The sequence below is a fragment of the Kitasatospora sp. MAA19 genome, assembly GCF_029894125.1.
Taxonomy (GTDB): Bacteria; Actinomycetota; Actinomycetes; order Streptomycetales; family Streptomycetaceae; genus Kitasatospora.
Genome location: NZ_JARXYZ010000001.1, coordinates 82,889 through 108,713, shown reverse-complemented (window position 1 = coordinate 108,713; position 25,825 = coordinate 82,889). Strand labels below are relative to the sequence as shown.

The following is a 25,825-nucleotide window of genomic DNA, read 5'->3' as shown; positions in this document are numbered from 1 at the left end:
CTGGCCTCGCCAGGGTGGTCCCGGCCGGCGAGAACTGCCTTACGAGCGGAGTTCTCGCACCAGTCGGCCACCCTGAGTGAGCGCCAGATGGTGGAGGTGGGCCTTGCCGATGGCGCGGGTGATGCTGGTGAGGGCCGCGGGGCCGGGGTTCCCGGCGGGAGTTGTTCCGCCCGCGGGCAGGGCGTAGAAGACTGCGCCGACGCCGAGCGCGGTGGTTGCGAGGAGTGCGGTGGAGCGCAGGCTCCACTTGGGGCCGGCTGGGAAGGTGGACACGGCTCCACCCTGCCCGGTGCTGCATGAGATGAGGATGAGGTGGCCTGGCGATGACGGCCGGGCGTCGCCAGGTCGCGTCAGCCGCTCTTGCGCTCTGGCAGCAGCAGCTCTGCCAGTGTCCCGCCGCCGGTGGCCTGGGAGAGCTGGGCGGTGCCGCCGTGAAGCTCGGCCACCCAGCGGACGATGGCGAGGCCGGTGCCGGTGCCGGTGCTGGCGGCCCCGGTGACGCGTCGCTCGAAGACCCGGGTCCGGTCCTCGGGCGGCACGCCGGGGCCGTGGTCCCGGACCGCGACCCGGGTGGCGGCGACCGTCACGTCGACCGGAGTGCCGCCGCCGTGCCGTAGGGCGTTCTCCACGAGGTTGCGGACCGCTTGGGCCAGCAGCTCGGGATCCCCGTCGACGATGACGGCCTCGGTGGTGACGGTGACGCCGGTGGGGTCCGGCAGTTCCTCGATGGTCTGTTCGACCAGCTGGTCGAGGCGTAGCGGGGTGAGTTCGACTTCCTGGGTGCCGGCTTCCACGCGGGCTCGGGCCAGCAGCCCGGTGACGAGTCGGCCCAGCCGGTCGACCAGCCGCACCGCCTCGTCCAGGGCTGCGGGGGCCCGGTGCGGTGAGGCGCTGCCGTTCTCCACCACCAGGCGCAGGGTGGCCAGTGGTGTGCGCAGTTCGTGGGCGGCTTCCGCGAGGAACTGCTCTTGCTGCTCAAGTCCTTGGAGGGCGGGGCGCATGGAGCGTCCGGTCAGCAGGTGGCCCACTGCGGCGGCCGCCAGCACGAGTGCGACGCAGCCCAGGGCGAGCCACTGGATCAGCCGCTTGTGGTCCGCCTGGCTGCGTGCGGGGTCGGCTCCGACCAGCACGGTGGCGCCGATCCGGTCACCGTCCCAGACCGGGGCCGCGGCCCAGTGGTACTGGCGCCCGTTGGCGGCGGTGGTGGTGACCAGGGTGGTTTCCTGGTCGTGTTGGACTTCCTGCCGGATCTCGTCGAGTTCTGCTTGTCCGGGCAGGGCGGCCTGGGAGGGGTACGCGTAGCGGATCCGTGGTCCGGCGTTCGGGGTCGCCTGGACGACCGCGAGTGCCTCGGCGCTGCGGGCGAGTTCGTCCTCCTGCAGCGAGTCGAGGCGCAGGGTGCCGTCGGCGTCGTAGTAGAGGGTGCGGGCGAGGCCGTCGGCGCGGTGGCTGACGGCGTTGTCGAGATCGTTCGTGCGGGAGTGGCTGTCGGTGCGGACGGCGATGGTGGCGAGCACCAGCAGGCAGACGGCGGTCGTCGCTGCGAAGAGCAGAGTCATCACCCACCGGACGCGATGCAGGCGCGCGGCGGCTGGAGTACGTGACATCACAGGCCCGTGGCCGGGTCGGCGAGGCGGTACCCGGCGCCGCGTACTGTCAGGATGAGTTCAGGTGGTCCCAGCCGCCGGCGCAACTGGCCTATGAGGACGTCGACGACATTCGAGAGCGGTTCGGCCTGCTCGTCCCAGCAGCGTTCGATGAGTTCACTGCGGGTGACCACCTCGCCGGCACGCAGCATCAGGACCTCCAGGACCGCGAACTCCTTCGCGGTCAGTGTGAGCAGCACGCCGTCTCGCCGCACCCGGCGGCGGGGGAGGTCGAGTTCCAGGTCGCCGACGCGCAGCTCGGGCAGCCGTGCGGGCTGGCCGCGGCGGCACAGGGTGCGCACCCGGGCGTTGAGCTCGGCGAACGCGAACGGCTTGACGAGGTAGTCGTCGGCGCCGTGCTCGAAGCCGGCCACCCGGTCGGCGACCGCGTCCAGTGCGGTGAGCAGGAGGACCGGCAGGGTGGAGCCCGCCTTGCGCTGAGCGGAGAGGAGGGTGAGCGCGTCCCCGTCGGGCAGAGTGCGGTCGGCGATCAGGCAGTCGTAGTCGTTGACGGCGAGTTTGAAGTCGGCCTCGGCGAGATCGCCGGCGAAGTCGACGGCGAAGCCGGCTTCGCGCAGGCCTCTGGTGATCGCCGGGCCAAGCTCTGGGTCGTCCTCAAGGACCAGTACGCGCATGACCGGGGAGCCTACTTGGTCGGAAAGATCGCGAAGGCCTGGGTCATGGCGATGAGAGTGGATTATGCGGCTTTGCTGGATCTGGGCATCCCCGAAGTGGACCGGTGGTCGCCGGTGCGCGCTCGGGAGGCCGTCGAGGCCCCGCAGAGCGGCGCCGATCACCGGAGCTGGGCGAGGTGCGGGGACACGAGCCGACGGACGGCCTCGCTCGACCGGCATGGAAGCGCCAGGATGCCGTCGAAGACGGCTTCACGAGCGTCGACTCGGCAGGGGAGCTCCGGGTGCCGTCGCCTTCCTCATGATCGCCTCATGAAGCCGCTGGCAGCCTGCGGGCATGGCAAAGATACGTACCGGCGTCATCGGCATGACCGCTGTCGGCGTGGCAACCACCGTGCTCGCGGTCTGCTGCATCCAGTCCGCCCAGGGAGCGACGGCAGCGGCCTCCGCGTCCGCAGCGCCTCGCGCCGTGGTGCGCGTCGACCAGGTCGGCTACACGCCCGGTGAGGCCAAACAGGCCTACCTCATGACCTCCGTCTCCGCGTCCACAGCGTCCTTCCGGGTGCGGGACGCCTCCGGAAAGGAAGTGCTGAGTGGCAAGGTCGGGGCCTCCACCGGCGGGTGGAACAGCACCTACAAGGCCGTTCACACCCTGGACCTGTCCCGTCTCACCGAGCCCGGTGACTACCGGGTGGAGGTGTCCGGGCCTGTGAGCGCGACCTCCCCGCAGTTCCACATCGCGCCTGCGGACGAACTGTTCGGCAAGCTCGTCCAGGACAACGTCCGCTTCTTCCAGGCCCAGCGCGACGGAGCCGACGTCGTTCCCACCGAGCTGCGACGCAAGCCCTCGCACCTGGCGGACCGCCAGGCCACCGTGTACGACACCCCCGCCTACGACGCGGACGAGAAGGTTCTGCTGGCGCCCCTCAAGCCGGTCGACGGCCCGGTCGACGTCTCCGGCGGCTGGAACGATGCCGGTGACTTCCTCAAGTTCACGCACACCGCCTCCTACTCCACCGCGAGTCTGCTGCTCGCGCAGCGGACCGTGCCCGTCGGCGGGAAGGAGCTGGCCACCGAGAGCCGCCACGGGCTGGACTGGCTCGACAAGATGTGGGACGACGAGTCCCGCACCCTCTACGTGCAGGTCGGTCTCGGCAAGGGCGACACGGACGACGGCAGCGGCAAGATCCGCTCCGATCACGACATCTGGCGCCTGCCCGAGGCCGACGACGCCCTCCAGGTCAAGCCCGGCGACCCGAACTACCTGATCAAGCACCGGCCGGTCTTCCGTGCGGCACCCCCCGGCAAGCCGATCAGCCCCAACCTCGCCGGGCGCGTCGCCGCGACCTTCGCCCTGGCCGCCCAGCTGGACGCGGCGGACAACCCGGACCGGGCACGCGCGGAGCTGGAGAAGGCCGCACACGTCTACGAACTCGCCAATACGGCACCCGGTGACCAGCTGGTCACCGCTTTCCCCCACGGGTTCTATCCCGAGGCGTCCTGGCAGGACGACATGGAATTCGGCGCCAGCGAGCTGGCCCTCGCCGGCCAGGCCCTCGGCGACAACCGGGCAGCCGGCTGGATCAAGCAAGCCGGCCACTGGGCCAAGCAGTACATCGACTCCGACACCAAGGGCACCCTGGGGCTTGGCGACGTCAGCGCACTCGCACACGCCGACCTCGCCAAGCTCCTCAACTACGGCGCCCCGAGCACAGAGGTGACCAGCAGCCAGCTTGTCGCCGACCTCAAGCGACAGCTCGACGACGGCAGCTCCCGCGCGGCCCGCGACCCGTTCCGAGCCGGCGCCGTCTACACCGACTTCGACTCCGTGCCCCACACCTTCGGTCTGGCCGCCACCGCTCAGCTGTACCACCGCGTGACCGGGGACTCCCGCTACGACGCCTTCGCCACCCAGCAGCGCAACTGGACGCTGGGCGCCAACGCCTGGGGTTCCTCCTTCGTCATCGGGGCAGGCACCACCTTCCCGCACTGCCCCGAGCACCAGGCCGCCAACCTCGCCGGTGACCTCGACGGCGACGGTGACATCCTGCTGGGCGGTGTCGTCAACGGCCCCAACGCCGCTGCCAAGCTCAAGGACCTCAACTCCTTCCCCACCATGCGCAAGTGCCCGACGAACCAGGGCAACCCCTTCGCGGCTTTCGACGGACGCGGCAGCGGCTACCTGGACCACGTAGGAGCCTGGCAGACGGTCGAATCCGCAGACGACTTCACCGCCACAGCCCTGCTCGCCTTCACCCTCTCCGCCTCCACCCCCCAGAACGCCGAGGCCAACGCCAGGTGACGACCGCGCAGGGCGACGCCCTGACCGCTCTGGACGTCATGCTGGACCGGGGCGAGCTCCTCGTCCAGCAGCAGCAGCTCCAGCGCCCGCGCCGCCGGCGGCTGCAGTCCGAGGTCAAGACCGACGCCTCGGAGTCCGTGCTCCCGCTGCCGGAGACACGGGACATGGTGGTCCTCCCCGGTCCGGTGTCTTGTATCGACATCTGTCGATACAGCGAGCTTGGCTCACTGGTTAGATGACTGTCAACATAGACATATGTCGAATTCAGAGCTGGTCGTCCTCGGGCAGGACGATGCCGTGGTGTGCTGCTCGCCGATGGTCCGCGAGCCGCTGGGCGAGGAGGCGGCCGTCGACCTGGCGCGGATGTTCAAGGCGCTCTCCGACCCGGTCCGTCTGCGGCTGCTGTCCCTGATCGCCTCGCACGAGGGCGGCGAGGCATGCGTCTGCGACCTGACGGGCCCGTTCGACGTCTCCCAGCCGACCATCTCCCACCACCTCAAGGTGCTGCGCGAGGCTGGCCTGGTCGGCTCCGAGCGGCGCGGCACCTGGGTTTACTACTGGGTGCTGCCCGCTGCCCTGGTCACGCTCTCCTCCCTGCTGCAGGCCCCGGCTGGCGCGGCTGCCGGGGGTGCGGGATGACAGGGATGGCTTCGCTCGGCCGCCGGGCGGCAGTGGAGTTCGTTGGGACCGGTGCGCTGGTCGCGGTGGTGGTCGGCTCGGGCATCCAGGCCACCAAGTTGTCCCAGGACGTCGGTGTGCAGCTGCTGGCCAACTCCCTGGCCACGGTGTTCGGCCTCGGGGTGCTGATCGCCTTGCTCGGCCCGGTCTCCGGCGCGCACTTCAACCCGGTGGTCACCCTGGCCGCGTGGTGGACCGGCCGCCGCGGCGGAGAAGGGCCGAACCTGCGCGAGGCTGCCGCCTACGTCCCGGCGCAAATCGCCGGGGCGATCGGCGGGGCAGTGCTGGCGGATGCGATGTTCGCCGAGCCGCTCGTCGCCTGGTCGACCCACGACCGCTCCGCCCCGCACCTGTGGCTGGGCGAGGTGGTGGCGACCGCCGGGCTCATCCTGCTGATCTTCGGCCTGGCCCGGACCGGCCGCGAGCACTTCGCCCCGGTCGCGGTCGCCTCCTACATCGGCGCCGCCTACTGGTTCACGTCCTCGACCAGCTTCGCCAACCCGGCGGTGACCGTCGGCCGGGCGTTCACCGACACCTTCGCCGGCATCACCCCAGCCTCCGCTCCGGCCTTCGTCGCCGCCCAGCTCGTCGGCCTGGCCGTCGGCCTCGCCCTGGTCGTCGTGCTCTTCGGCCGCGCCGCGCCCGCCACCGAGGACGTCGTCCTCCCGCACGGCGAGCTTCACCCGGCCGCCTCCGGCCGCTGAACCCCCGCCCCGCACCTGCCCGAAGGAAGAGACCCGTGACTGCTCCCGCCGTCCCGTCCGTGCTGTTCGTCTGCGTGCACAACGCCGGCCGCTCCCAGATGGCCGCCGCCTTCCTCACCCGCCTCGGCGCCGACCGGGTCGAGGTCCGCTCGGCCGGCTCCGCCCCGGTCGACACCGTGAACCCGGCCGTGGTCGAGGCCATGGCCGAGGTCGGCATCGACATCTCCGCCGAAACCCCGAAGGTGCTGACCGTCGAGGCGGTGCAGGCGTCCGACGTGGTGATCACCATGGGCTGCGGCGACGCCTGCCCCTCCGTCCCCGGCAAGCGGTACCTGGACTGGAAGCTGGACGACCCGGCTGGCCAGGGCGTCGACGCCGTCCGCCCGATCCGCGACGAGATCGAGGAGCGGATCCGCGGCCTGCTCGCCGACCTTGGCGTCGAGGCCGCCGCATGAGCCCCGCCGTGCGCATCGGCACCATGGTGCCCGAGCACGCTGATCAGGTCTTGGCGATCTATCAGCTCGGCATCGACGAGGGCAACGCGACCTTCGAGACCACCGCCCCGACGTGGGCCGCCTTCGACGCGGCCAAGCTCCCGGACCACCGCCTGGTTGCCCTCGACGCTGACGGCCGCGTCCTCGGCTGGGCCGCCGCCGTCGCCGTCTCCGACCGGTGCGCGTACGCGGGCGTCGTCGAGCACTCCGTCTACGTCCACCCGGACGGACGGGGCCGAGGCGTCGGCGCCGCCCTCCTGGACACCCTGATCGCCTCGACCGAGACGGCAGGCATCTGGACCATCCAGTCCGGCATCTTCCCTGAGAACACGGCGAGCCTCGCCCTCCACGCTCGCGCTGGCTTCCGCGTCATCGGCACCCGCGAACGGATCGGCAAACACCACGGCACCTGGCGCGACGTCACCCTCGTCGAACGCCGCAGCCCCACTGTGTCCTGAATCACCCGGTGGCGTCGGCGGAGCCACCAGCTCTGCCGACGCTTCCTCAGCAGGCGTTGCCGGCGGTCGGGGAGGGGCGGAGCGGTTGCTGTACTTTCGTGTTTGCAGAAACGTCAGAGGCCCTATCGGATCTCTCCGATAGGGCCTCTGACCTGGGTCGGGGTGGCGGGATTTGAACCCACGGCCTCTTCGTCCCGAACGAAGCGCGCTACCAAGCTGCGCCACACCCCGGTCCTGCGGTTTGTTGCTCTGTCTCCGTCGCAACGAGTAGAACTCTACCGGACGCTCGCCGAGACACGAAATCCGGTTCCCGGCGGGCGTCCGGTGCAGGTCAGCGGGGGGCCGGGGTGAGGGTGAGGAGGGTGGCCTCGGGGGGGCAGGCGAAGCGGACGGGGGTGTAGCGGTTGGTGCCGCAGCCGGCGGAGACGTGGAGGTAGGAGCGGCGGCCGCCGGCCTGGTGGGTGGAGAGGCCCTTGACCCGTCGGGTGTCGAGGTCGCAGTTGGTGACCAGGGCGCCGTAGAAGGGGATGCAGAGCTGGCCGCCATGGGTGTGGCCGGCCAGGATCAGCGGGTAGCGGTCGGCGGTGAAGGCGTCGAGGACACGCAGGTAGGGGGCGTGGACGACGGCGAGGGAGAGGTCGGCGTCGGCGGAGGGGCCGCCGGCGACCTCGGAGTAGCGGTCGCGGCGGATGTGCGGGTCGTCGAGGCCGGTGAATTCGAGGTCGAGGCCGCCGATGGTGAGCCGGCCGCGGGTGTTGGTGAGGTCGAGCCAGCCGGCCGCGTCGAAGCCGTCGCGGAGCTTCTCCCACGGGTTGCGGACGGCGCCGGTGATGCCGCGGCGGCCGGTGCCGTCGGCGTTGTTCAGGCCGTGGGAGCCGCTGCGCATCGCCTGGAGGTAGCGGGCCGGGTTCCTGCGGGCCGGGCCGTAGTAGTCGTTGGACCCGAAGACGTAGACGCCGGGGAAGTCCATGAGCGGACCGAGCGCGTCGAGGGCGGCGGGGACGCCGAGCGGGTCGGAGAGGTTGTCGCCGGTGTTGACGACGAGGTCGGGGCGCAGGCCGGCGAGGCTCTGCAACCAGCGCTGCTTCTTGCCCTGCCCGCTCACCATGTGGATGTCGGAGACCTGCAGTACCCGGATGGGCCGGGCGCCGTGGGGCAGGACGGGGACCTCGACCCGGCGGAGCCGGAAGGAACGGACCTCGTACCCGACGGAGTAGGCGAGGCAGGCGGCGCCGGCGGCGGCGAAGCCGAGGGGAACGGAGTACAGCGGTCGCATCGGTCCATGCTCTCAGACGGGGGATCAGCTGGTGAACGTCCGGTGGCCGGGTGCGGATACGGCGGACTACTCCGCTCCGGGGTGGTCTTCGGCGCGCCGGGCCCGCAGGGCCTGGACCTTGTGCCGGTTGCCGCAGCGTTCCATGGAGCACCAGCGCCGCCGCCCGGGCCGCGAGGTGTCGACGAAGATCAGCCGGCAGTCGTGCGCGCCGCACTCGCGCACCCGGTCCGCGTACGGGCCGGTGAGCAGGGCGATGGCGTCGCGGGCGAGGGTGGAGGCGATCTGGTGGCCGTCGGCGGGCAGCGGGGCGGTGGCGGTGCCGTCGGGGGCGATCCGGGGGACGATCGGCGGGTGTGCGGCGGCCTGGTTGAGGACGGCGTAGTCCGCGGCGGTGCCGGGGCGGCCGTGGGCACGGTCGGCGGCGAGCCGCCAGAGCGCGTCGCGCAGGGTGCGGGTGGCGGTGAGCTGGGCGGGGTCGATGCGGACGGCGTCGGCGGGCAGCCGCAGCCGGGAGCGGGGTAGCCAGCGGGCGAGGTCGGACGGCTGGTGCAGGACCTCGTAGCGGGCGTAGAGGCCGAGGCCGCCGGTGGTGAGCAGTTCGAGGCAGAGGGCGCCGGGGTCGAAGGGGAAGCCGGCGCCTTGGGGGGTGGTCAGGGTCAGCCCGGCGGCGGCGCCTCGGTCTCCGTCCATCATGTAACCAGGATAAGAGGTTACTGCGGCGGGGAGAGCCCGGCGGACCCTCGGGAGGACCCCGCAGACCGCTTAGACCGACCGCCCACCATGTGCCGGTCGGTCTTAATGGCAAGCGACCGAACGCCGCAGGTGAAAGACTCGGGGCCATGACGACGCTCAAGGCGCAGCTGCAGGAGGACCTCACGGCTGCCATCAGGAACCGGGACGAGCTGCGCTCGTCCACCATCCGGCTCACGCTGGCTGCCGTCACCAGCGAGGAGGTGGCGGGCAAGGCGAAGCGCGAGCTGTCCGACGCCGACGTGCTGAAGGTGATCGCCCGCGAGGCGAAGAAGCGCCGGGAGGCCGCCGAGGCGTTCGACACCGCGGGCCGGACCGACCAGGCGGCCCGGGAGCGGGCGGAGGGCGAGGTGCTGGCGGAGTACCTCCCCAAGCAGCTCTCCGACGACGAGCTGACCGCGATCGTGGCGGCCGCCGTAGCCGAGAGCGGGGCGACCGGCCCGCAGGCGATGGGCGCCGTGATGAAGCTGGTGAAGCCGAAGGTGGACGGCCTGGCGGAGGGCGGCCGGGTCGCCGCCGCGGTGAAGGCGGCGCTGACGGGCTGAGCCACCCACCAGGGCCGCACCCACCAGGGCCGCACCCACCAGGGCCGCACCCGCGAAGGTACCGACGAAGGCACCGACGAAGGTTCGCCCGCCGGGGGCACAGAGCCCGACCCGCAAAGCCCGAAGGGGCGCCCCCGAGATCACTCTCGGGGGCGCCCCTTCAGCGTGCCGTGCCGGAGGCCGCTCAGCCGTTGTTACCGCCGTGCTTGCCGCCGTTGCCGTTCCCGCCGTTGCCGTTGCCGCCGATGATGCCCGGCGGGAAGGTGAACCCGCCGCCGATCATCCCGCCGGCGTTGTTGGCGCCCCCGGGGGGGTTGCCTCCGGGGTTGCCGCCCTGGGCCGGCGGCGGGTTCCCGCCCTGGGCCGGCGGCGGGTTGCCGCCGGGCTGCTGGGCGTTCGGGTCGGCCGGCGGGGTGGCCCCGGCGTTGGGGTCGGTCTTGACCGGGTCCGGGATGTTGACGGTCTGGAGCTGCTCCTTGGCCGTGCCCTTGAGCGCCTGGTTCATCGCCATCTGCCAGATCGGGCCGGGGCCGTCGGCGCCGAACACCTCACTGAAGTAGTGGCCGCCGATGGTGATGTTCTTCATCTTCACGCCGCCGGCCGGGCCGCCGAGCCAGACCGAGGTGGCGAGGGACGGGGTGTAGCCGCTGAACCAGGCGGCCTTCTTCTCGTCGGTGGTACCGGTCTTACCGGCGATCTGCCGACCGTCGTCCAGGGTGAGGGAGGCCGCGGTGCCCTTCTCGGTCACGTTGAGGAGGACGGTGTTGAGGTTGTCCGCGGTGTTCTCGGAGAAGGCCTGGCTGCAGGTGGACTGCGGGACGGCGACGTCCTTGCCGTCGACCGTGCTGATCTTGTTGATCGCGATCGGGGTGCAGTACTTGCCGCGGGCCGCGAAGGTCGCGTAGACGTTCGCCATGGTCAGCGGGCTGAGCTCCATGGTGCCCAGGACCATCGAGGGGACCTCCTGGAAGGCGTCGCCCTTGGCGGACTGGGTGATGCCCAGCTTGTTGGCCATCTGCTTCATCGAGCAGAGGCCGACCTGCTGCTCCATCTGCACGAAGTAGGTGTTGACCGAGCGGGCCATCGCCTCCTTGAGCTCGTACGGGCCGACCTCGCTGTCCTGCTCGTTCTTGACCGTGGCCTTCGGCTTGTCGGTGTTCTTCCAGGTGCCCGAGCAGGTGGACATCTGCGGGTAGTCGATCTTGTTCTGGGAGGGGAACGCCTGGGTGGCCGACATGCCCGACTCCAGGGCCGCCGCGGCCAGGATCGGCTTGAAGGTCGAGCCGGTCTGGAAGCCGTTGCCGCCGCCCATCGAGGCGTCGACGTTCAGGTTGACGACGGTCTGGTTCTTGTTCGGGTCCAGGCCGTACGGGCGGGTCTGGGCCATCGCCAGGATCTTGCCGCTGCCGGGTTCCATCATGGTCGCGGCGGCCGACACCGAGTCGGTCACGTTGACCTTCTTGGTGACGGCGTTCTGGGCGGCGGCCTGCTTGTCCGGGTCCAGCGTGGTGTAGATGTTCAGACCGCCGGTGTCCCACAGCTTCTTGCGGTCGGCGGCGTTCTTGCCGAACGCCGGGTCCTGCTTGACCACGTGGCGCACGTAGTCGCAGAAGAAGCCCATGCCGGCCTGGGCGGTGATGCAGCCGTTCTGCGGGTCCTTGAACTTCAGGCCCAGCGGGGCGGCCTTCGCCTCCTTGGCCTGGTCCGCGGTGATGTGCTTGTTCTCGACCATCTTGTCGATCACGACGTTGCGGCGCTTGACCGTGTTCTCGGGGTAGCGCACCGGGTCGAAGGACGACGGGTTCTGCACCATGCCGGCCAGGGTGGCGGCCTCGGCGATGGTCAGGTCCTTGTTGCTCTTGCTGAAGTAGCGCTGGGAGGCGGCCTCGACCCCGTAGGCCTGGTGGCCGTAGAAGGTGATGTTCAGGTAGTTGGTGAGGATCTGGTCCTTCGACAGATCCTCCTCCAACTTGATCGCGACCTTGAGCTCCTGGATCTTGCGGCCCAGGGTCTTGCGTTGCGCCTCCAGTACCGCGGCCTGGTCCTCGCCGGCCTTCTCGACGTTGACGTTCTTCACGTACTGCTGGGTCAGCGTCGAGGCGCCCTGCGAGGCGGTGCCGCTCTCGGCGTTCTTGCCGATCGCGCGGAGCACGCCCTTGAGGTCGACGGCGCCGTGCTCGTAGAAGCGGGCGTCCTCGATGTCGACCTGGGCCTGCCGCATGTACGTGGACATCTGGTCGGCGGTCAGGACGGTGCGGTCGCGCTCGTAGACCTTGGCGATCAGGCCGCCCTTGGCGTCGAAGATCTGCGTCGCCTGGGTGAGCGGCGGGGTCTTGAAGTCGTCGGAGATGTTGGCAAAGCTCTCCGCCGTGTCCTTGGCGGTCAGCCCGATGGCGCCGACGGCGGGCAGGGCGAGGCCTGCCAGCAGGACTCCGGAGAGCACGCTGACGCCCAGGAACTTCACTCCGTGTCCCGCGAAGTCCAGCGGTGACTCGCGGCGTTTGCCGCGCGGAGCTCCGGTGTTGCCTGGGGGCTGGGGTGCCTGGGGGCGCTTCGGTGCCATGGGGAGAACCCTACGTCGCCGAATCCCGCACATAGGGGCAGGTGTTCGCCTACGCTTGTCACAAGCTTGCGACAGCTTCGGTGCGTCAACACTATTCACTCTTGTGAGTGCGGAGACTTGCCCGAATTGCCCATCCTTGGGCGGTTATTGAGGCAGCTGTGGCCTGCTGTACCCGTGTGGACCGTAGCGCTCAGTGATGACGCGCGTGGCGAGAGTTGCTGCCGCGCGCTTGGCAAGGCTTGCGACCTGCGATCACTCCAACGAGTGAGCTGACCGGTACCCATAGTCCAATCGGGTCATTCGAGATTGAGCCCGGAGGGGCTGTTGCAAGCTGCCGTTCTTCCGTAACGTCCTCAACTGGCAACGGTGAGTATGCCGTTGCCGCCGTGGGGGAGCCTCGATACGGGAGAGGACGGCGCCGGGATGGGCTGGGTTGACGACTGGAGTGCGCAGGCCGCCTGCCGCACGAGTGATCCGGACGAGTTGTTCGTCCAGGGGGCGGCGCAGAACCGCGCCAAGGCGGTGTGCAGCGGGTGCCCCGTTCGCACGGAATGTCTGGCAGACGCACTGGACAACCGGGTCGAGTTCGGGGTCTGGGGCGGGATGACGGAGCGCGAGCGCCGGGCGCTGCTGCGCCGCCGCCCGACGGTCATGTCGTGGCGGAGACTGCTGGAGACGGCCCGCACCGAGTACGAGGAGTCCCTCGCCACCGGTGTGATACTGACGGACTACGCCCAGGCGGGCTGAGCACGACGGCGCCGGGCGTACCGGCGCTGAGCACGACGGCGCTGGGCATACCGGCGCTGAGCGCGACGGCGACGAACATGACGGCGCCGAGCACGACGGCGACGAACATGACGGCGCCGAGCACACCGGCGACGGGCACACCTGTGCTGGGGGCACAGGCGCACCCGCGCCGGATACGTCGGTGCCAGGCGTCCGGCGCGGGTCGGCGCCTACGCGGTGCCGCTGAGCCGGTCCCCGATGGCCCGCAGCCCGTCCAGGTCGTGCACGTCGCCAGGCAGCGCGGCGACCTCCACGATCGGCACGTCCGGGTACACCGACACGAAGCGGTCCCGGGTGCGGCGCTCCCGCCCCATGATCTGCATCCGCTCGGCGTGCAGCCGCAGCAACCCGGCCGCGAGCAGTTCGGCCTCGGGCGAGGCGTGCTCCGAGCCGTTCTCCTCCAGGGCCTCGGCGGCCGCCAGCGCCCGTTCCGCGGTGAGCTGCGGCGCGCCCGAGCCGTGCACCCGGTTGAGCACCAGCCCGGCCAGCGGCATCCGGTCCGCGGCGAGCCGGTCGACGAAGTACGCCGCCTCGCGCAGCGCGTCCCGCTCCGGCGCGGCCACCACCAGGAACGCCGTGCCCGGCGCCTTGAGCAGCTGGTACGTGCGGTCGGCGCGCTCGCGGAAGCCGCCGAACATCGAGTCCATCGCGCTGACGAAGGTCTGCACGTCGGTGAGCAACTGGGCGCCGAAGATCTTGCCCAGGGTGCCGGTGAGCAGGCCCATCCCGGCGTTGAGGAACCTCATCGCACTGCGGCCGCCGACCTTGGCCGGGGCGGTCAGGATCCGGATCACCCGGCCGTCGAGGAAGGACCCGAGCCGGTTGGGTGCGTCCAGGAAGTCCAGCGCCGAGCGGGACGGCGGGGTGTCGACGACGATCAGGTCCCACTCCTCGGCGGCGCGCAGCTGCCCGAGCTTCTCCATCGCCATGTACTCCTGCGTGCCCGCGAAGCCGGCCGACAGGGACTGGTAGAACGGGTTCTCCATGATCGCCTTGGCCCGTTCGGGTTCGGCGTGGGCGAGCACGACCTCGTCGAAGGTCCGCTTCATGTCGAGCATCATGGCCTGCAGCTCGCCGTCGCCGGTGACCCCCTTGACGACCCGGGGGGTGTTGTCCAGCTCGGTCAGGCCCATCGACTGGGCGAGCCGCCGGGCCGGGTCGATGGTCAGCACCACGACCTTGCGACCGCGTTCGGCGGCCCGCAGGCCGATCGCCGCGGCGGTGGTGGTCTTGCCGACGCCGCCGGAGCCGCAGCAGACGATGATCCTGGTCTTCGGGTCGTCGATCAGCCTGTCGACGGCGAGTCGGCTGCCGGTGGAGCGTACGCCGTTGCCGCCGTTGCCGTGGTGGCCGCCGCTGCCGCCGTGGCCGCTGGTCCGGCCGGCCCCGCCGCTGCCGCCGCTGGTTCCGCTGCTGGTCACGCCGCCCCCTGCCGTTTCAGTTCGCCCGCCAGCCGGTACAGCCCGCCGAGGTACACGCCCTCGCCCAGCAGCGGAAGTTCGTAGGTGGGGAGCCGCAGCTGCTGCAGATCGGCGCGCTGCTCACGCTCCAGCTCGACCCGCTCGGCGTGTTCCCGGGCCTGCGCCAGCAGCGGGTCGAGCAGCGGCTCCACCGCCGCCCGGACGGTCTCCGTCTTGCGCGAGCGCCCGCCGAGCCCGGCCTCGCCGAGGGCCAGGGCGACCTCTTCGCGGTGGTCCCCGTCCACTGCGGCCACCGCCGCGGCGTCCAGCACCGGCGGCCGGACCATGTTGACCATCACCCCGCCCACCGGGAGCCTGGCCTCGCGCAGCTCGGCGAAGCCGTCGACCGTCTCCTGCACCGGCATCTCCTCCAGCAGGGTGACCAGGTGCACCGCGGTCTCCGGCGACTTCAGCACCCGCATCACGGCCTGCGCCTGCGTGTGTATCGGCCCGATCCGGGCCAGCCCGGCGACCTCGGCGTTCACGTTCAGGAACCGGGTGAGCCGTCCGGTCGGTGGCGCGTCCATCACGACCGCGTCGTAGCGGCGGCGGCCGTCCGGGCCCTTGCGCCGGGCCGCCTCGCAGGCCTTGCCGGTGAGCAGGACGTCCCGTACGCCGGGCGCGATGGTGGTCGCGAAGTCGACGAAGCCGACCTTCTGCAGCGCCTTGCCGGCCCGGCCGAGCTTGTAGAACATCTCCAGGTACTCGAGCAGCGCGAGCTCGGTGTCGATGGCCAGCGCGAACACTTCGCCGCCGCCACCGCCGCCCCCCTCGTCGGGCGGCAGGCCCAGCTGGGCGCGGGAGACCGAGGCGATCCGGCGCTCCTCGTACGGGAGGGCGGCGATGCCGAACAGTTCGGCGATGCCCTGCCGCCCCTCGACCTCGATGAGCAGGACCCGCCCGCCGTCGGCGGCGAGTGCCAGCGCCAGCGCGGCGGCCAGCGTGGTCTTCCCGGTGCCGCCCTTGCCGCTGACCACGTGCAGCCGGACGCCCTCCCAGTCGGGGTCGCGCCGGGCCGCCTGGCCGGGGGTGCGTGCCACGCTCCGTCTCCGTCCGTCTCGTGGGCCGGGGGCCGCTCCGTCGGCCGGCCCGATCTCCGGTGCCCTCTCGCGAGGGTAACCAGGGAGCGCGCCGGATGCCCGGAGCACCAGGGGGGCCGGGCCTGAATCATGCCCCCTTTGTGGGCCACCTCACACGCCGGTCCGTGGGCGGCGCCGATCGCCGCGGCGGCTCGTCTAGAGTCTGGCCATGACCAAGTGGGAATACATGACGGCGCCTCTGCTCGTGCACGCCACCAAGCAGATCCTGGACAACTTCGGCGAGGACGGCTGGGAGCTCGTCCAGGTCGTGCCGGGCCCGAACCCGGAGCAGCTGGTGGCCTACTTCAAGCGGGAGAAGAACGCATGAGCAAGGTCGAGGTGAAGCTCGCGGACCTGGGTCTGACCCTGCCGCCGGTGGCCGCCCCGGTCGCCGCGTACGTGCCGGCCCTGCGCGCGGGCGAGTTCGTGTTCACCTCCGGCCAGCTGCCGGTCGTCGGCGGCAAGCTGCCGAGCACCGGCAAGGTCGGCGCCGAGGTGTCCCCGGAGGAGGCCAAGGAGCTCGCGCAGACCTGCGCGCTGAACGCGCTGGCCGCGATCAAGTCGGTGATCGGCGACCTGGACCAGATCGAGCGGGTCGTGAAGGTCGTCGGCTTCGTCGCCTCGGCCCCCGACTTCACCGGCCAGCCGGGCGTGATCAACGGCGCCAGCGAGCTGCTCGGCAAGGTGCTGGGCGAGGCGGGCGTGCACGCCCGCAGCGCGGTCGGCGTCGCGGTGCTGCCGCTGGACGCCCCGGTCGAGGTCGAGCTGCAGGTGCGGGTCAAGACCAACTGACCGTGATCGCGAAAGGCGGGGTTGGGCCTGTCCAACCCCGCCTTCGTGCGCTTAGCATCCGGGCATGGACCATCGAGCGACGACGCTCCCGATGCCGCCCGGTTGGCCCGCCCGGATCCGGGCGGTCGACTCCGGCGCGCTGACCCCGGCGGTGCCCAGGCCCGCCGCGACGGTCGTGCTGCTGCGCGACGCGGCCGACGGGCCGCAGGCGTACCTGCTGCGCCGGCGCACCTCGATGGCCTTCGCGGCCGGCATGTACGCCTACCCGGGCGGTGGGGTGGATCCGCGCGACGCCGAGGTGGAGACGGGCTGGTCCGGGCCGACGCCCGAGGAGTGGGCGCGGCGGCTCGGGGTGGACGCCCGGACGGCGCGGGCGGTGGTCTGCGCGGCCGTCCGCGAGACCTTCGAGGAGGCCGGGGTCCTGCTGGCCGGGCCGGACGCGGACAGCGTCGCCGCGCCGCGCGACTGGAGCGCCGAGCGGGCCGCGCTGGAGGCGCACGAGCTGTCCTTCGCCGAGTTCCTCCGCGACCACGGCCTGGTGCTGCGCAGCGACCTGCTGGGCGGCTGGGCCCGCTGGGTCACCCCGGAGTTCGAGGAGCGCCGCTACGACACCTGGTTCTTCGTCGCCGCGCTGCCGACCGGGCAGCGCGCGGCCCTGGAGGTCGGCGAGGCCGACCGGGTGGCCTGGCTGACGCCCTCCGAGGCCGTCCGGGGCCACCAGGAGGGCCGGTTCGGGATGCTGCCGCCGACCGTGACGGTGCTGCGCGAGCTGTCGCCGGTGCGCACCGCCGCCGAGGCCCTGGCCGCGGCCGCCGGGCGATCGCTGGCGCCGGTGCTGGGCCGGGCCGAGGTCCGGGGGGACCGGATGACGGTCCGCTGGCCCGGGTACGACGAACTGACCATCGACGGGGACTTCCCCGAGGACGCCTGACCGCACGGCAACGGCGAACGCCACCACCGCGGAGCACCGGTGACGCCGAACAGAACCGACATCGAGCACCAACGACGCGGAACACCGACAATGCACCACCGACGCCGAACAGAGCCGCCGAACAGAAAGGACCGACGCCCGATGACCCACAACGACGTGGCTCGCCGGACGGCACCCGCGCTGCCCGCCCGCCGCCTGATCCCCCGCACCCCGGCCTGCGAGGGCCCGGTCCCGTTCGTCGAGGCGACCCGGCGGTCCCTCGTCCGGCCGCTGCCGCCGAGGGCCCTGTACCGCGACGGCGAGGGCAGCCGGTGAGCGGACTCCTGCCGGGCGACCCCGCCGCCGCCATCGACGGCGAGGCCACCCCTCGGGCGCTGTGCGTGCTGGCGCCGAACCCGTCGCCGATGACGCTGGACGGCACCAACACCTGGCTGCTCTCCGAGCCCGGCTCGGACCTCGCCGTGGTGATCGACCCGGGCCCGCTGCACGAGGGACATCTGCGCCGGGTGGTCGACCTCGCGGAGCAGCAGGGCAAGCGCGTCGCGCTGACCCTGCTCACCCACGGCCACGCCGACCACTCCGAGGGCGCGGCCCGCTTCGCCGAACTCACCGGCACCGAGGTGCGCGCCCTGGACCCGGCGCACCGGCTGGGCTCCGAGGGCCTGGTCAACGGCCAGCGGCTGGACGTCGGCGGCCTCGACCTGCGGGTGGTCGCCACCCCCGGCCACACCTCGGACTCGCTGACCTTCCACCTGCCCGCCGACGGCGCGATCCTCACCGGCGACACCGTCCTCGGCCGCGGCACCACGATGGTCGCCCACCCCGACGGCCGGCTCGGCGACTACCTGGACTCGCTGCGCCACCTGCACACGATGGCCTCCGCGCACGGCGTGCGGACGGTACTGCCCGGCCACGGCCCGGTGCTCGCGGACGCGCTCGGCGCCGTCGACTACTACCTCGCCCACCGGGCCACCCGGCTCGCGCAGGTGGAGACCGCGGTCGAGGCCGGCTGCCGGACCGCGGAGGAGGTGGTGGCCCGGGTCTACGCCGACGTCGACCGGACGCTCTGGCCGGCCGCCGAGCTCTCGGTCCGGGCGCAGCTGGAGTACCTGGAGGAGCACGGGCTGATCCCGGGCCTCGACTGACCGGGGTGCAAGCCCCGTGCAACCCGGGGAGAACGCCGAAGGGCCCGTCCGCTCGGACGGGCCCTTCGGCGTGGACGGGGCGGTGTCAGCGCGAGCGGCGCGACAGCCGCTCGACGTCCATCAGCACCACCGCGCGCGCCTCCAGCTTCAGCCAGCCGCGGCCGGCGAAGTCGGCGAGCGCCTTGTTGACCGTCTCGCGGGAGGCGCCGACCAGCTGGGCCAGTTCCTCCTGGGTGAGGTCGTGGGCGACGTGGATGCCCTCCTCGGACTGCACGCCGAAGCGGCGGGAGAGGTCCAGCAGGGCCTTGGCGACGCGACCGGGCACGTCGGAGAAGACCAGGTCGGACATCACGTCGTTGGTCCGGCGCAGACGGCGGGCGATGGCCCGCAGCAGCGCGATGGAGACCTCGGGGCGGGCGTGCAGCCAGGGCTGCAGGTCGCCGTGGCCCAGGCCGAGCAGCTTGACCTCGGTCAGCGCGCTGGCGGTCGCGGTGCGCGGGCCCGGGTCGAACAGCGACAGTTCGCCGATCATCTCGCTGGGGCCGAGGACGGCGAGCATGTTCTCGCGTCCGTCCGGCGAGGCGCGGTGCAGCTTGACCTTGCCCTCGGCGACGACGTACAGCCGGTCGCCCGGGTCGCCCTCGTGGAACAGCGACTCACCACGTGCGAGGGTCACCTCGGTCATGGAAGCGCGCAGCTCGCCGGCCTGTTCGTCGTCGAGTGCCGCGAAGAGTGCGGCGCGCCGCAGAACGTCGTCCACGTGCTTCCTCCTTCTCGGCCGTCCGGCGGGTGGGCCGTCCGGCGCAAGTTCCGTACCGTGCTCTGCATCACCAAGCATGGCGCATGTCGCTCCGATCATATGAGGAGGGGGTGCGCCGAGGTGTGCTGCGCGGGGCCATTCGTACTGGCGGATCACCGGCCGGGGCGCCGCGGGGGAGGCACCGGATCGAACGCCTGCGCGGATGGCTCGAACAGTGAATCGCCCACCGCCGTGCGGGCGTAGAGGACACTGTGGCCCGCGCGGTGGGCACTGGTCAGGCCCGCCGCGCGCAGGGCGGTCAGGTGCTGCGAGACGCCGGCGGCGGACAGGCCGGTGCGGCGGGCCAGCTCGGTGGTCGAGGCCGGGGAGTCCAGTTCGGCCAGCAGCCGGGCCCGGGACCGGCCGAGGACGGTGGCCAGCGCGTCCGGCGCCCCGCCCGGGCGGGGCTCCCAGAGGGTGGCCGCGCCGCGCGCCGGGTAGCTCAGCTGCGGCGGGTCCGGCGGCAGCACCCGGGTCAGCACCTGCGGCCAGGCGAAGGCGGAGGGCAGGAGCAGCAGCCCGGCCCCGGCGGTCAGCCGGGTGACCGCGCAGTGCCGTCGCTCCAGGCGCAGCGCGGTGCCGTCCCAGCGGACCGTCTCGTGCAGGTCGTCCAGCATCCGCGCGGTGCCGTGCTCGGCGGCCTGCCGGGAGCGGTGGAACACGTCCGCCTCCAGCAGGGCGCGGATCCGGGCCCAGTACGGGGCGAGCGAGAGTTGCCAGTACGCCTCGATCTCGGCGGCGAGCCGGGGCAGCTGCCCGGCCGGGTCGCGGTACAGGGACTCCAGGACGGGCGGCAGGCGGCCGCCGGCCTCGGCGGCGAGGATGTCGAGGTCGGCCCGGACCTGCCCGGCGCCGGTGGCGGTGATCGCGGCCAGCTCGTCGGCGAGGGCGGGGGCGAAGCCCGTCGGCGCGGGGTTGAGGAAGTCGGGCAGGTGGCCGGTGGGCGGGACCATGACGGCCAGCCGGCTGCGGTCCAGCCCGGTGGCGGCCGGCCGGGCGCGGACCTGGTCGGCCCAGCGGCGGTGCAGCGTGGGGACGGGGGAGTGGGCGAGGGCGCGGAGGCTGGTCACCACCTCCTGCATGGGGGAGACGGCGAAGCGGGTCAGCGCCAGGTCGTTCGCGGAGAAGTGCAGTGCCGTCCGCATGCCGGGCCCCTCCCAGAAGATTCGGGCTCAGCTTAATCAGTGGTGGCCGCCGCGGGACGGGCCGCACGATGCGGGGGAACCGAGGCAGCACCCGACGGCACGGAAGACGGTGACCCCGCATGTCCCCCACCCCCACCTCCACCCCGACCCTGCGCGAGCGGGCGCTGCGGCTGCGGGAGCTCGTCGCGGACGGCCCGCTCGTCCTGCCCAACGCCTGGGACGCGGGCAGCGCCGCCGTCATCGCCTCGGCCGGCGCCCGGGCGATCGCCACCACCAGCGGCGGCGTCTCCTGGTCGCTCGGCCGCGGCGACGGCCACCGGCTGGAGCGGGCCCAGGCCGTCGAGGCGGCCTGCCGGATCGTCGCGGCCGTGGACGTACCGGTCACGGTCGACGCCGAGGGCGGCTACGGGCCGCTGCCCGCCGACGTGGCCGCGACCGTGGCGGCGCTGGTCGAGGCCGGCGCCGTCGGCGTCAACCTGGAGGACTCGGCGGCCGTCGGCGGCCCGCTGTTCCCGGTGGCCGAGCAGGCCGACCGGCTGCGGGCGGCCCGGGCGGCGGCGGCCGGGGCCGGCCTGCCCGAGCTGGTGGTCAACGCCCGTACGGACGTGTTCCTGTTCGGGCTGGGCGGGCTCGACGACGTCCTGGCCCGGGTCGAGGCCTACGCCGGGGCGGGCGCCGACGGCCTGTTCGTCCCCGGGCTGCTCGACCTCGACGCCCTCGCCGAGCTGTGCCGGCGCTCCCCGCTGCCGGTGAACGCCATGGCCGTCGCGGGCGGGCCGACCGTCGCCGAACTCGCCGGCGCGGGGGTGCGGCGAGTCAGCGTCGGCACCGGCCTCGCCCAGCTCGCGTACACCGTGGCCCGCCGCGCCGCGGCCGAACTGCTCGGGCCCGGGACGCTGGCGGAGCTGGACGGCGCGCTCGGCTTCGGCGAGCTCAACGGGCTGTACGGGGGCTGACCGCGTTCCCGGGGGCTGGCGTGGGTCGGCCGGGTCAGCCGGGTCGGCCGGGTCAGCCGGTGAAGCCCAGCTCGCCGAGGGTCTTCTCGATCCGGGCGTGGTGCGCGGCCTCCCAGTCGTCCAGCGTCTCGGCGGCCTCCTTGGCCAGCTTGGTGCGGGCCGCCGCCAGGGCCTCCGCGCGCCGGGCCGCGGGCACCACCACGACCCCCTCGTCGTCGGCCACCACGATGTCGCCGGCCGCCACCGACACGCCGCCGCAGCGCACCTGGGCGCCGTGCGTGCCGAGGGCCTGCTTGGCCCCCGGGATCGGGATCACGCCACGGGCGAACACCGGGAAGCCCAGCTCCCGGACCTCGCCCAGATCCCGGATCAGGCCGTCGGCCACGAAGGCCGCGACGCCCCGGCGCTGCGCGACGGCGCACACGTTGCCGCCGGCCAGCGCGTAGTCCAGGTCGCCCGACTCGACGACGATCACGGCGCCCGGCTCGGCCCGGTAGATCGCCGCGTGCAGCATCAGGTTGTCGCCGGGCGGGCACTGCACGGTGAACGCCGGGCCGGCCACTCGGGGCGCCCCCGGCCAGAGCGGACGGATGCCGATGTCCATCACCTGGGCGCGCCCGAGCACGTCGGCCAGCGTGGTGGTGGGGATGTCCTTGAAGTGCTGGTCCATGCTTCCTCGTTCTCCGAGTCGTGTGCTTCGTGCGGCGGTGCGGCGGTGCGGCGTCAGGCCAGCGCCAGTTCCATGGCCTGCTCGGTGGTCTCGACGCCCCACTTGCGGGCCGGTCGGGAGACCGTGAGCCGGAAACCGGCCTGTTCGTAGAGGTGGTGGGCGGCGCCCAGGCCGGCGATGGTCCACAGCAGCACGCCGTGCGCCGCTCGCTCCCGCGCCTCGGCGAGGGCGGTGTCCAGGAGCCGGTGGCCCAGCCCCTGGCCCCGGACGGCCGGGTCGGCGATCACCCAGCGCAGCTGCCACCAGCCGGGCCGGTCCGCGACCCGGGTCAGCCCGGTCGCGCCGACCACCCGCCCGTCGAGCTCGGCCACCCAGAGCCGGCCGGGCGCGGCACCGCCCTCGGCGGCGCGGGCCAGCGCGAGTTCGGCCATGCCGAGGGCGACGTGGGCCTCCATCGTGGCGTCCATCCCGAACTCGCGGGCGTACAGCACCCCGTGCAGCGCGGCCACCGCTCCCAGGTCGCCCGGCCGGTCGGCCTCCCGGATCTCCACCGGCACGGCACCCGCCTCCTCCACCGCAGCAGTCTTCACTGAAACAGTCGTTTCAGTGAAGACTAGGGCGCATGCCTGACGCTGTCGACACCTCGCAGCCCTCCGCCCGCCGGACCGAGCTGCTCGCGGCCACCAGACGCTACCTGGCCGAGAACAGCCTCTCCGACCTCTCGCTGCGGCCGCTCGCCGAGTCGATCGGCAGCAGCCCCCGGGTGCTGCTCTACCTCTTCGGCTCCAAGGAGGGCCTGATCCGCGCCGTGCTCGCCGCCGGCCGCGAGGAGCAACTGGCCCTGCTGGCCCGCTGCGAGCAGGAGCCCGGCACCCCGCGCGAGACCCTCGACCGGCTCTGGGACTGGCTCACCGCCCCCGAACACCGAAGCGTCCTGAGGCTGTTCTTCGAGGGGTACGTCCGGGCCCTCGGCCCCGGACCGGACGGCCCCTGGCGCGGCTTCGCCGCCGCCTCGCTCGACGAGTGGCTGCCCCCGCTGCGTACCCTGATGGCCGACTCGCCCGTCGACCCCGCGCTCGCCCTGGCGGTGATCCGGGGTCTGCTGCTCGACCTGCTCGCCGACGATCGGAACGCGCCGCGGGTGGCCGCCGCCTGGCGGTCCTTCCTCGCCGGGGTCTGAGCCCGCGACCGCGTTCCGTCGGTTCGGCCGGACCCGCCGGTCAGGCGAAGAACTTCACCAGCTCCGGCGCCAGCACCTCGGCCGCCACCTCGTGGGTCTGGCCGGCCAGCGTCCGGTACTCGGCGCCCGGCACGGCCGCCGCGACCGCGCGCGCCGGCGCCCGCAGCGACTCCGGGCTGGCGCCGCCGTCGACGACGAGCGTCGGCACCGCGACCCGGCCCAGGACATCGCCCGGGACGGCCGCGCCGCCGTGCACACCGAGCGCTGCGGCGTCGTAGGGCAGGGTCGGCGCCACCGCCTCGAAGGCCGGCCACATCGGGGCCGCGCGCAGCCCGTCCAGCAGCTCCGCCGGCATGCCGGCGAAGGTCATGAGGGCCGCGACGGCGTCACCGCGCCGACCGTCCGCGAGCGCCGCGTCCAGCTCGGCCACGTACTGGGCGAACCGGGCGCGCTGCCCGTCCTCGGCGCTGAACGGCGGCTCGTAGACGGCGAGTCGGCTGATGCCGACGCCCTGCGCGGCGGCCCGCAGGGCGAGCGCGGCACCGGAGGACACCCCGAGGACGGCGGCCGAGCCGCCGGCGGCCGTGATGACGGCCGCCAGGTCCTCGATCTCGCGCTCCACCGCGAAGGGCGCGGTGTCGCCGCTGTCACCGCGGCCGCGCCGGTCGTAGGTCCAGACGGTGTGGTGCGCCGCGAGCTGCTCGGCCAGGGCGGGAGCCGGGCCGAAACGCCGGTGGCAGAGCGCGCCGTCCACGAGGACGACGGCCGGCCCGGAGCCGGCCACGGAGCAGGCGATGCTGGTGCCGTCGGCGGAGACAACGGTGTTCATGGGGTGGGTCCTTCGCTTGTACGGATCGGTCACAGGGGTAGACCGGCCGCCGCCGCGGAACTCATCGCTCCGGCCGAGGATTTCTTCCGCCGCGGGCAGGGGCGTGTTCCGGTGCCTCCGCCACTCTCGTCGGAGGCACCGGAACGGGTCATGGTGGGATGCGCAGGAGGCCCCGGGACGAGCGGCGGGCCTCCCGGGTGCCCCCGGTCGGGCAACCGAACACGCCGCACGCGGTGCTCATCGGACAGCGGTGCTCATCGGACAACAGGCCGCCCGTCGCCCCGGCGGGCGCCGGTCGCGCTGATCGGCCCCGAGGGGTCCGCCGGGCGGCGTAGCCTTCGTGCATGGCAGAGAGCAAGGCCCGGAAGGCGGCGGCGCCGAAGCCGACCGTGACGAGGGCGGCGGTGAAGTCGAGGAAGCCGGAGTCACAGCTGGCGATGGTGCGGCGGGCGCGGCGGATCAACCGCGAGTTGGCGGAGTTGTACCCGTACGCGCATCCGGAGCTGGACTTCGAGAACCCGTTCCAGCTGCTGGTGGCGACGGTGCTGTCGGCGCAGACGACGGACCTGCGGGTGAACCAGACGACGCCGGCGCTGTTCGCGAAGTACCCGACGCCGGAGGACATGGCGGCGGCGAACCCGGAGGAGCTGGAGGAGGTCATCCGCCCGACCGGGTTCTTCCGGAACAAGGCGAAGTCGTTGATCGGCCTCTCGATCGCCCTGCGCGACGAGTTCGGCGGCGAGGTCCCGGGCCGCCTCGACGACCTGGTGACGCTGCCGGGCGTGGGCCGCAAGACCGCCAACGTGGTTCTCGGCAACGCCTTCGGGGTGCCCGGGATCACTGTGGACACGCACTTCGGGCGGCTGGCCCGGCGGTTCGGCTGGACCGCCGAGGAGGACCCGGTGAAGGTCGAGGCGGCCGTCGCCGAGATCTTCCCGAAGTCGGAGTGGACGATGCTGTCGCACCGGGTGGTCTTCCACGGCCGCCGGATCTGCCACTCCCGCACCCCCGCCTGCGGTGCCTGCCCGATCGCGCCGCTCTGCCCGTCGTACGGGGAGGGCGAGACCGACCCGGAGAAGGCGCGCAAGCTGCTCAAGTACGAGCTGGGCGGGCAGCCCGGGCAGCGGCTGCGGCCGCCGGGGGACTTCCCGGGGGAGGCCGCCGCCCGGGCCGACGCCGCCGCGCACCAGGGGCGGGTCGCGGACCTGGCGGTGGGCGAGTGACGCGGCGGGCACCGGAGCCGTCGGCGGCCCCGGTGATCGAGCGGGACGGCCTGCCGGTCTGGCTGGACCCGGTGCGGGACGCCGCCGAGCGGGTGCTGCCGGAGCAGCTGAGCCGCTTCCTGCCGCCGGTGGAGGGCGGCCGGGCGGCGGCGGTGCTGATGCTGTTCGGCGAGGGCCCGGACGGGCCGGACCTGCTGCTGATCGAGCGGGCCCGTTCGCTGCGCTCGCACGCCGGGCAGCCGTCCTTCCCGGGCGGCGCGCTGGATCCGGAGGACGGTGATCCGGACGGTCCGGGCCCGATCGCGGCGGCGCTGCGCGAGGCCTGGGAGGAGACCGGGCTGGACCCGGCCGGGGTGCAGGTGTTCGCGGCGCTGCCCGCGCTGTACATCCCGGTCAGCCGGTTCGTGGTGACCCCGGTGCTGGGCTGGTGGCGCGAGGAGTCGCCGGTGCGGCCGGTGGACCAGGGCGAGACCGGCGCGGTGTTCCGGGTGTCGATCGCGGACCTGGTCGACCCGGCGAACCGGGTCCGGCTGCGGCACCCGTCCGGACACGTGGGGCCGGCCTTCGCGGTGGCCGGGCGGCTGGTCTGGGGGTTCACGGCCGGGGTGATCGACCGGGTGCTGCACCACAGCGGACTGGAGCTGCCCTGGGACCCGTCCCGGATCGTCGACCTCTCGGACGAGGCGCTGGCCCTGGTGCAGGGCGACCTCGACCACTCCCGGGCGCTGCTGGGCGGCGACGCCGGTACCTCGTGAGGGCCCGTCCGCGCGGCCGGGTCGAGG

30 protein-coding genes and 1 tRNA gene are annotated in these 25,825 nt (G+C 72.9%); 17 read left to right on the top strand and 14 right to left on the bottom strand.

Annotated elements, in window-relative coordinates; genetic code table 11:
* Positions 1-39 precede the first annotated feature (39 nt).
* The 3 genes from P3T27_RS00445 to P3T27_RS00435 all read right to left on the bottom strand — a co-directional run bounded on the left by P3T27_RS00445 (position 40) and on the right by P3T27_RS00435 (position 2,281).
* Positions 40-273, bottom strand: coding sequence for a hypothetical protein (locus tag P3T27_RS00445; RefSeq protein WP_280673461.1), 234 nt, complete (start codon positions 271-273; stop codon positions 40-42).
* Positions 274-350: 77 nt separating this feature from the next.
* Positions 351-1,559 (bottom strand): HAMP domain-containing sensor histidine kinase, encoded by a 1,209-nt coding sequence (locus P3T27_RS00440; RefSeq protein WP_280674090.1) that lies wholly within the window; start codon positions 1,557-1,559, stop codon positions 351-353.
* A 47-nt stretch (positions 1,560-1,606) separates the two neighbouring features.
* Positions 1,607-2,281, bottom strand: coding sequence for a response regulator transcription factor (locus P3T27_RS00435; RefSeq protein ID WP_280673459.1), 675 nt, complete (start codon positions 2,279-2,281; stop codon positions 1,607-1,609).
* Between the two features lie 334 nt (positions 2,282-2,615).
* Between P3T27_RS00435 and P3T27_RS00430 the strand changes: the two genes are divergently transcribed.
* Genes P3T27_RS00430 through P3T27_RS00405 form a run of 6 tightly spaced genes read left to right on the top strand, consistent with a single transcriptional unit; the run spans position 2,616 to position 6,914 of the window.
* Positions 2,616-4,580 (top strand): glycoside hydrolase family 9 protein, encoded by a 1,965-nt coding sequence (locus P3T27_RS00430; protein WP_280673457.1) that lies wholly within the window; start codon positions 2,616-2,618, stop codon positions 4,578-4,580.
* Entirely contained in the window at positions 4,577-4,819 is a 243-nt protein-coding gene (locus tag P3T27_RS00425) for a hypothetical protein (RefSeq protein WP_280673455.1), read from the top strand. The genes P3T27_RS00430 and P3T27_RS00425 overlap by 4 nt, the downstream gene beginning before the upstream one ends.
* Before the next feature lie 16 nt (positions 4,820-4,835).
* Positions 4,836-5,219, top strand: coding sequence for a metalloregulator ArsR/SmtB family transcription factor (locus tag P3T27_RS00420; RefSeq protein ID WP_280673453.1), 384 nt, complete (start codon positions 4,836-4,838; stop codon positions 5,217-5,219).
* On the top strand, positions 5,216-5,962 hold the full coding sequence (locus P3T27_RS00415) for an MIP/aquaporin family protein (RefSeq protein ID WP_280673451.1): 747 nt from the start codon (positions 5,216-5,218) through the stop codon (positions 5,960-5,962). Before P3T27_RS00420 ends, P3T27_RS00415 begins: the two co-directional genes overlap by 4 nt.
* 35 nt (positions 5,963-5,997) lie before the next feature.
* Positions 5,998-6,417, top strand: coding sequence for an arsenate reductase ArsC (locus P3T27_RS00410; RefSeq protein ID WP_280673449.1), 420 nt, complete (start codon positions 5,998-6,000; stop codon positions 6,415-6,417).
* A complete protein-coding gene (locus P3T27_RS00405; RefSeq protein WP_280673447.1) occupies positions 6,414-6,914 on the top strand; it encodes an N-acetyltransferase family protein in 501 nt (166 codons plus the stop codon). The genes P3T27_RS00410 and P3T27_RS00405 overlap by 4 nt, the downstream gene beginning before the upstream one ends.
* Positions 6,915-7,071: 157 nt before the next feature.
* Here the strand turns inward: P3T27_RS00405 and P3T27_RS00400 are convergent.
* The 3 genes from P3T27_RS00400 to P3T27_RS00390 form a co-directional block, all read right to left on the bottom strand.
* Positions 7,072-7,145, bottom strand: a tRNA-Pro gene (locus P3T27_RS00400).
* A gap of 100 nt (positions 7,146-7,245) precedes the next feature.
* Positions 7,246-8,190 carry a metallophosphoesterase gene (locus tag P3T27_RS00395; protein ID WP_280673445.1) on the bottom strand — a complete coding sequence of 315 codons (945 nt, stop codon included), beginning with the start codon at positions 8,188-8,190 and terminating at the stop codon, positions 7,246-7,248.
* 66 nt (positions 8,191-8,256) lie between these two features.
* Positions 8,257-8,883 carry a CGNR zinc finger domain-containing protein gene (locus tag P3T27_RS00390; protein ID WP_280673443.1) on the bottom strand — a complete coding sequence of 209 codons (627 nt, stop codon included), beginning with the start codon at positions 8,881-8,883 and terminating at the stop codon, positions 8,257-8,259.
* A 146-nt stretch (positions 8,884-9,029) separates the two neighbouring features.
* Between P3T27_RS00390 and P3T27_RS00385 the strand changes: the two genes are divergently transcribed.
* Positions 9,030-9,485 carry a GatB/YqeY domain-containing protein gene (locus P3T27_RS00385; RefSeq protein WP_280673441.1) on the top strand — a complete coding sequence of 152 codons (456 nt, stop codon included), beginning with the start codon at positions 9,030-9,032 and terminating at the stop codon, positions 9,483-9,485.
* Positions 9,486-9,669: 184 nt separating this feature from the next.
* Here P3T27_RS00385 and P3T27_RS00380 read toward each other — a convergent pair whose 3' ends face one another.
* Entirely contained in the window at positions 9,670-12,048 is a 2,379-nt protein-coding gene (locus P3T27_RS00380) for a transglycosylase domain-containing protein (protein ID WP_280673439.1), read from the bottom strand.
* Positions 12,049-12,471: 423 nt separating this feature from the next.
* Between P3T27_RS00380 and P3T27_RS00375 the strand changes: the two genes are divergently transcribed.
* Positions 12,472-12,795: a WhiB family transcriptional regulator gene (locus tag P3T27_RS00375; protein ID WP_033333275.1), complete on the top strand. Its 324-nt coding sequence runs from the start codon at positions 12,472-12,474 to the stop codon at positions 12,793-12,795.
* Between the two features lie 209 nt (positions 12,796-13,004).
* On the opposite strand, the gene P3T27_RS00370 is transcribed toward P3T27_RS00375, so the two are convergent.
* Both P3T27_RS00370 and P3T27_RS00365 read right to left on the bottom strand, forming a co-directional pair.
* The gene (locus P3T27_RS00370; protein ID WP_280674089.1) at positions 13,005-14,123 is read right to left on the bottom strand and encodes an ArsA family ATPase; all 1,119 of its coding nucleotides are present in this window, start codon (positions 14,121-14,123) and stop codon (positions 13,005-13,007) included.
* A 128-nt stretch (positions 14,124-14,251) separates the two neighbouring features.
* Positions 14,252-15,334 carry an ArsA-related P-loop ATPase gene (locus tag P3T27_RS00365; protein WP_280673436.1) on the bottom strand — a complete coding sequence of 361 codons (1,083 nt, stop codon included), beginning with the start codon at positions 15,332-15,334 and terminating at the stop codon, positions 14,252-14,254.
* Between the two features lie 208 nt (positions 15,335-15,542).
* Here P3T27_RS00365 and P3T27_RS00360 point away from each other — a divergent pair, with 208 nt between their 5' ends.
* The 5 genes from P3T27_RS00360 (at position 15,543) to P3T27_RS00340 (ending at position 18,241) form a co-directional block, all read left to right on the top strand.
* Positions 15,543-15,701, top strand: coding sequence for a DUF4177 domain-containing protein (locus P3T27_RS00360; protein WP_094743074.1), 159 nt, complete (start codon positions 15,543-15,545; stop codon positions 15,699-15,701).
* Entirely contained in the window at positions 15,698-16,165 is a 468-nt protein-coding gene (locus P3T27_RS00355) for a RidA family protein (RefSeq protein WP_280673430.1), read from the top strand. Before P3T27_RS00360 ends, P3T27_RS00355 begins: the two co-directional genes overlap by 4 nt.
* Before the next feature lie 64 nt (positions 16,166-16,229).
* Entirely contained in the window at positions 16,230-17,096 is an 867-nt protein-coding gene (locus P3T27_RS00350; protein WP_280673427.1) for an NUDIX hydrolase, read from the top strand.
* 141 nt (positions 17,097-17,237) lie between these two features.
* Positions 17,238-17,411, top strand: a complete 174-nt coding sequence (locus tag P3T27_RS00345; RefSeq protein WP_280673424.1) for a hypothetical protein — start codon at positions 17,238-17,240, stop codon at positions 17,409-17,411.
* Positions 17,408-18,241 carry an MBL fold metallo-hydrolase gene (locus P3T27_RS00340; RefSeq protein WP_280673422.1) on the top strand — a complete coding sequence of 278 codons (834 nt, stop codon included), beginning with the start codon at positions 17,408-17,410 and terminating at the stop codon, positions 18,239-18,241. The genes P3T27_RS00345 and P3T27_RS00340 overlap by 4 nt, the downstream gene beginning before the upstream one ends.
* 85 nt (positions 18,242-18,326) lie before the next feature.
* On the opposite strand, the gene P3T27_RS00335 is transcribed toward P3T27_RS00340, so the two are convergent.
* Together P3T27_RS00335 and P3T27_RS00330 are read right to left on the bottom strand one after the other, a co-directional pair.
* Entirely contained in the window at positions 18,327-19,001 is a 675-nt protein-coding gene (locus P3T27_RS00335) for a Crp/Fnr family transcriptional regulator (RefSeq protein ID WP_030240972.1), read from the bottom strand.
* Positions 19,002-19,153: 152 nt separating this feature from the next.
* Complete coding sequence (locus P3T27_RS00330) at positions 19,154-20,185, bottom strand: winged helix-turn-helix domain-containing protein (RefSeq protein ID WP_280673419.1); 1,032 nt, start codon at positions 20,183-20,185, stop codon at positions 19,154-19,156.
* Positions 20,186-20,304: 119 nt separating this feature from the next.
* Between P3T27_RS00330 and P3T27_RS00325 the strand changes: the two genes are divergently transcribed.
* Positions 20,305-21,141: an isocitrate lyase/phosphoenolpyruvate mutase family protein gene (locus P3T27_RS00325; protein ID WP_280673417.1), complete on the top strand. Its 837-nt coding sequence runs from the start codon at positions 20,305-20,307 to the stop codon at positions 21,139-21,141.
* Between the two features lie 52 nt (positions 21,142-21,193).
* Here the strand turns inward: P3T27_RS00325 and P3T27_RS00320 are convergent, their stop codons facing one another.
* The gene (locus tag P3T27_RS00320; RefSeq protein WP_280673415.1) at positions 21,194-21,811 is read right to left on the bottom strand and encodes an RraA family protein; all 618 of its coding nucleotides are present in this window, start codon (positions 21,809-21,811) and stop codon (positions 21,194-21,196) included.
* Between the two features lie 53 nt (positions 21,812-21,864).
* Positions 21,865-22,401: a GNAT family N-acetyltransferase gene (locus P3T27_RS00315; RefSeq protein ID WP_280673413.1), complete on the bottom strand. Its 537-nt coding sequence runs from the start codon at positions 22,399-22,401 to the stop codon at positions 21,865-21,867.
* A 32-nt stretch (positions 22,402-22,433) separates the two neighbouring features.
* On the opposite strand from P3T27_RS00315, the gene P3T27_RS00310 reads away from it, so the two are divergent.
* Positions 22,434-22,991: a TetR/AcrR family transcriptional regulator gene (locus P3T27_RS00310; RefSeq protein WP_280673411.1), complete on the top strand. Its 558-nt coding sequence runs from the start codon at positions 22,434-22,436 to the stop codon at positions 22,989-22,991.
* Between the two features lie 40 nt (positions 22,992-23,031).
* Here P3T27_RS00310 and P3T27_RS00305 read toward each other — a convergent pair whose 3' ends face one another.
* A complete protein-coding gene (locus tag P3T27_RS00305; RefSeq protein ID WP_280673410.1) occupies positions 23,032-23,820 on the bottom strand; it encodes an alpha/beta hydrolase in 789 nt (262 codons plus the stop codon).
* A 344-nt stretch (positions 23,821-24,164) separates the two neighbouring features.
* Here P3T27_RS00305 and nth point away from each other — a divergent pair, with 344 nt between their 5' ends.
* Positions 24,165-25,043: an endonuclease III gene (gene nth / locus P3T27_RS00300; protein ID WP_280673408.1), complete on the top strand. Its 879-nt coding sequence runs from the start codon at positions 24,165-24,167 to the stop codon at positions 25,041-25,043.
* Positions 25,040-25,798 (top strand): CoA pyrophosphatase, encoded by a 759-nt coding sequence (locus P3T27_RS00295; protein ID WP_280673405.1) that lies wholly within the window; start codon positions 25,040-25,042, stop codon positions 25,796-25,798. Before nth ends, P3T27_RS00295 begins: the two co-directional genes overlap by 4 nt.
* Positions 25,799-25,825 lie beyond the last annotated feature (27 nt).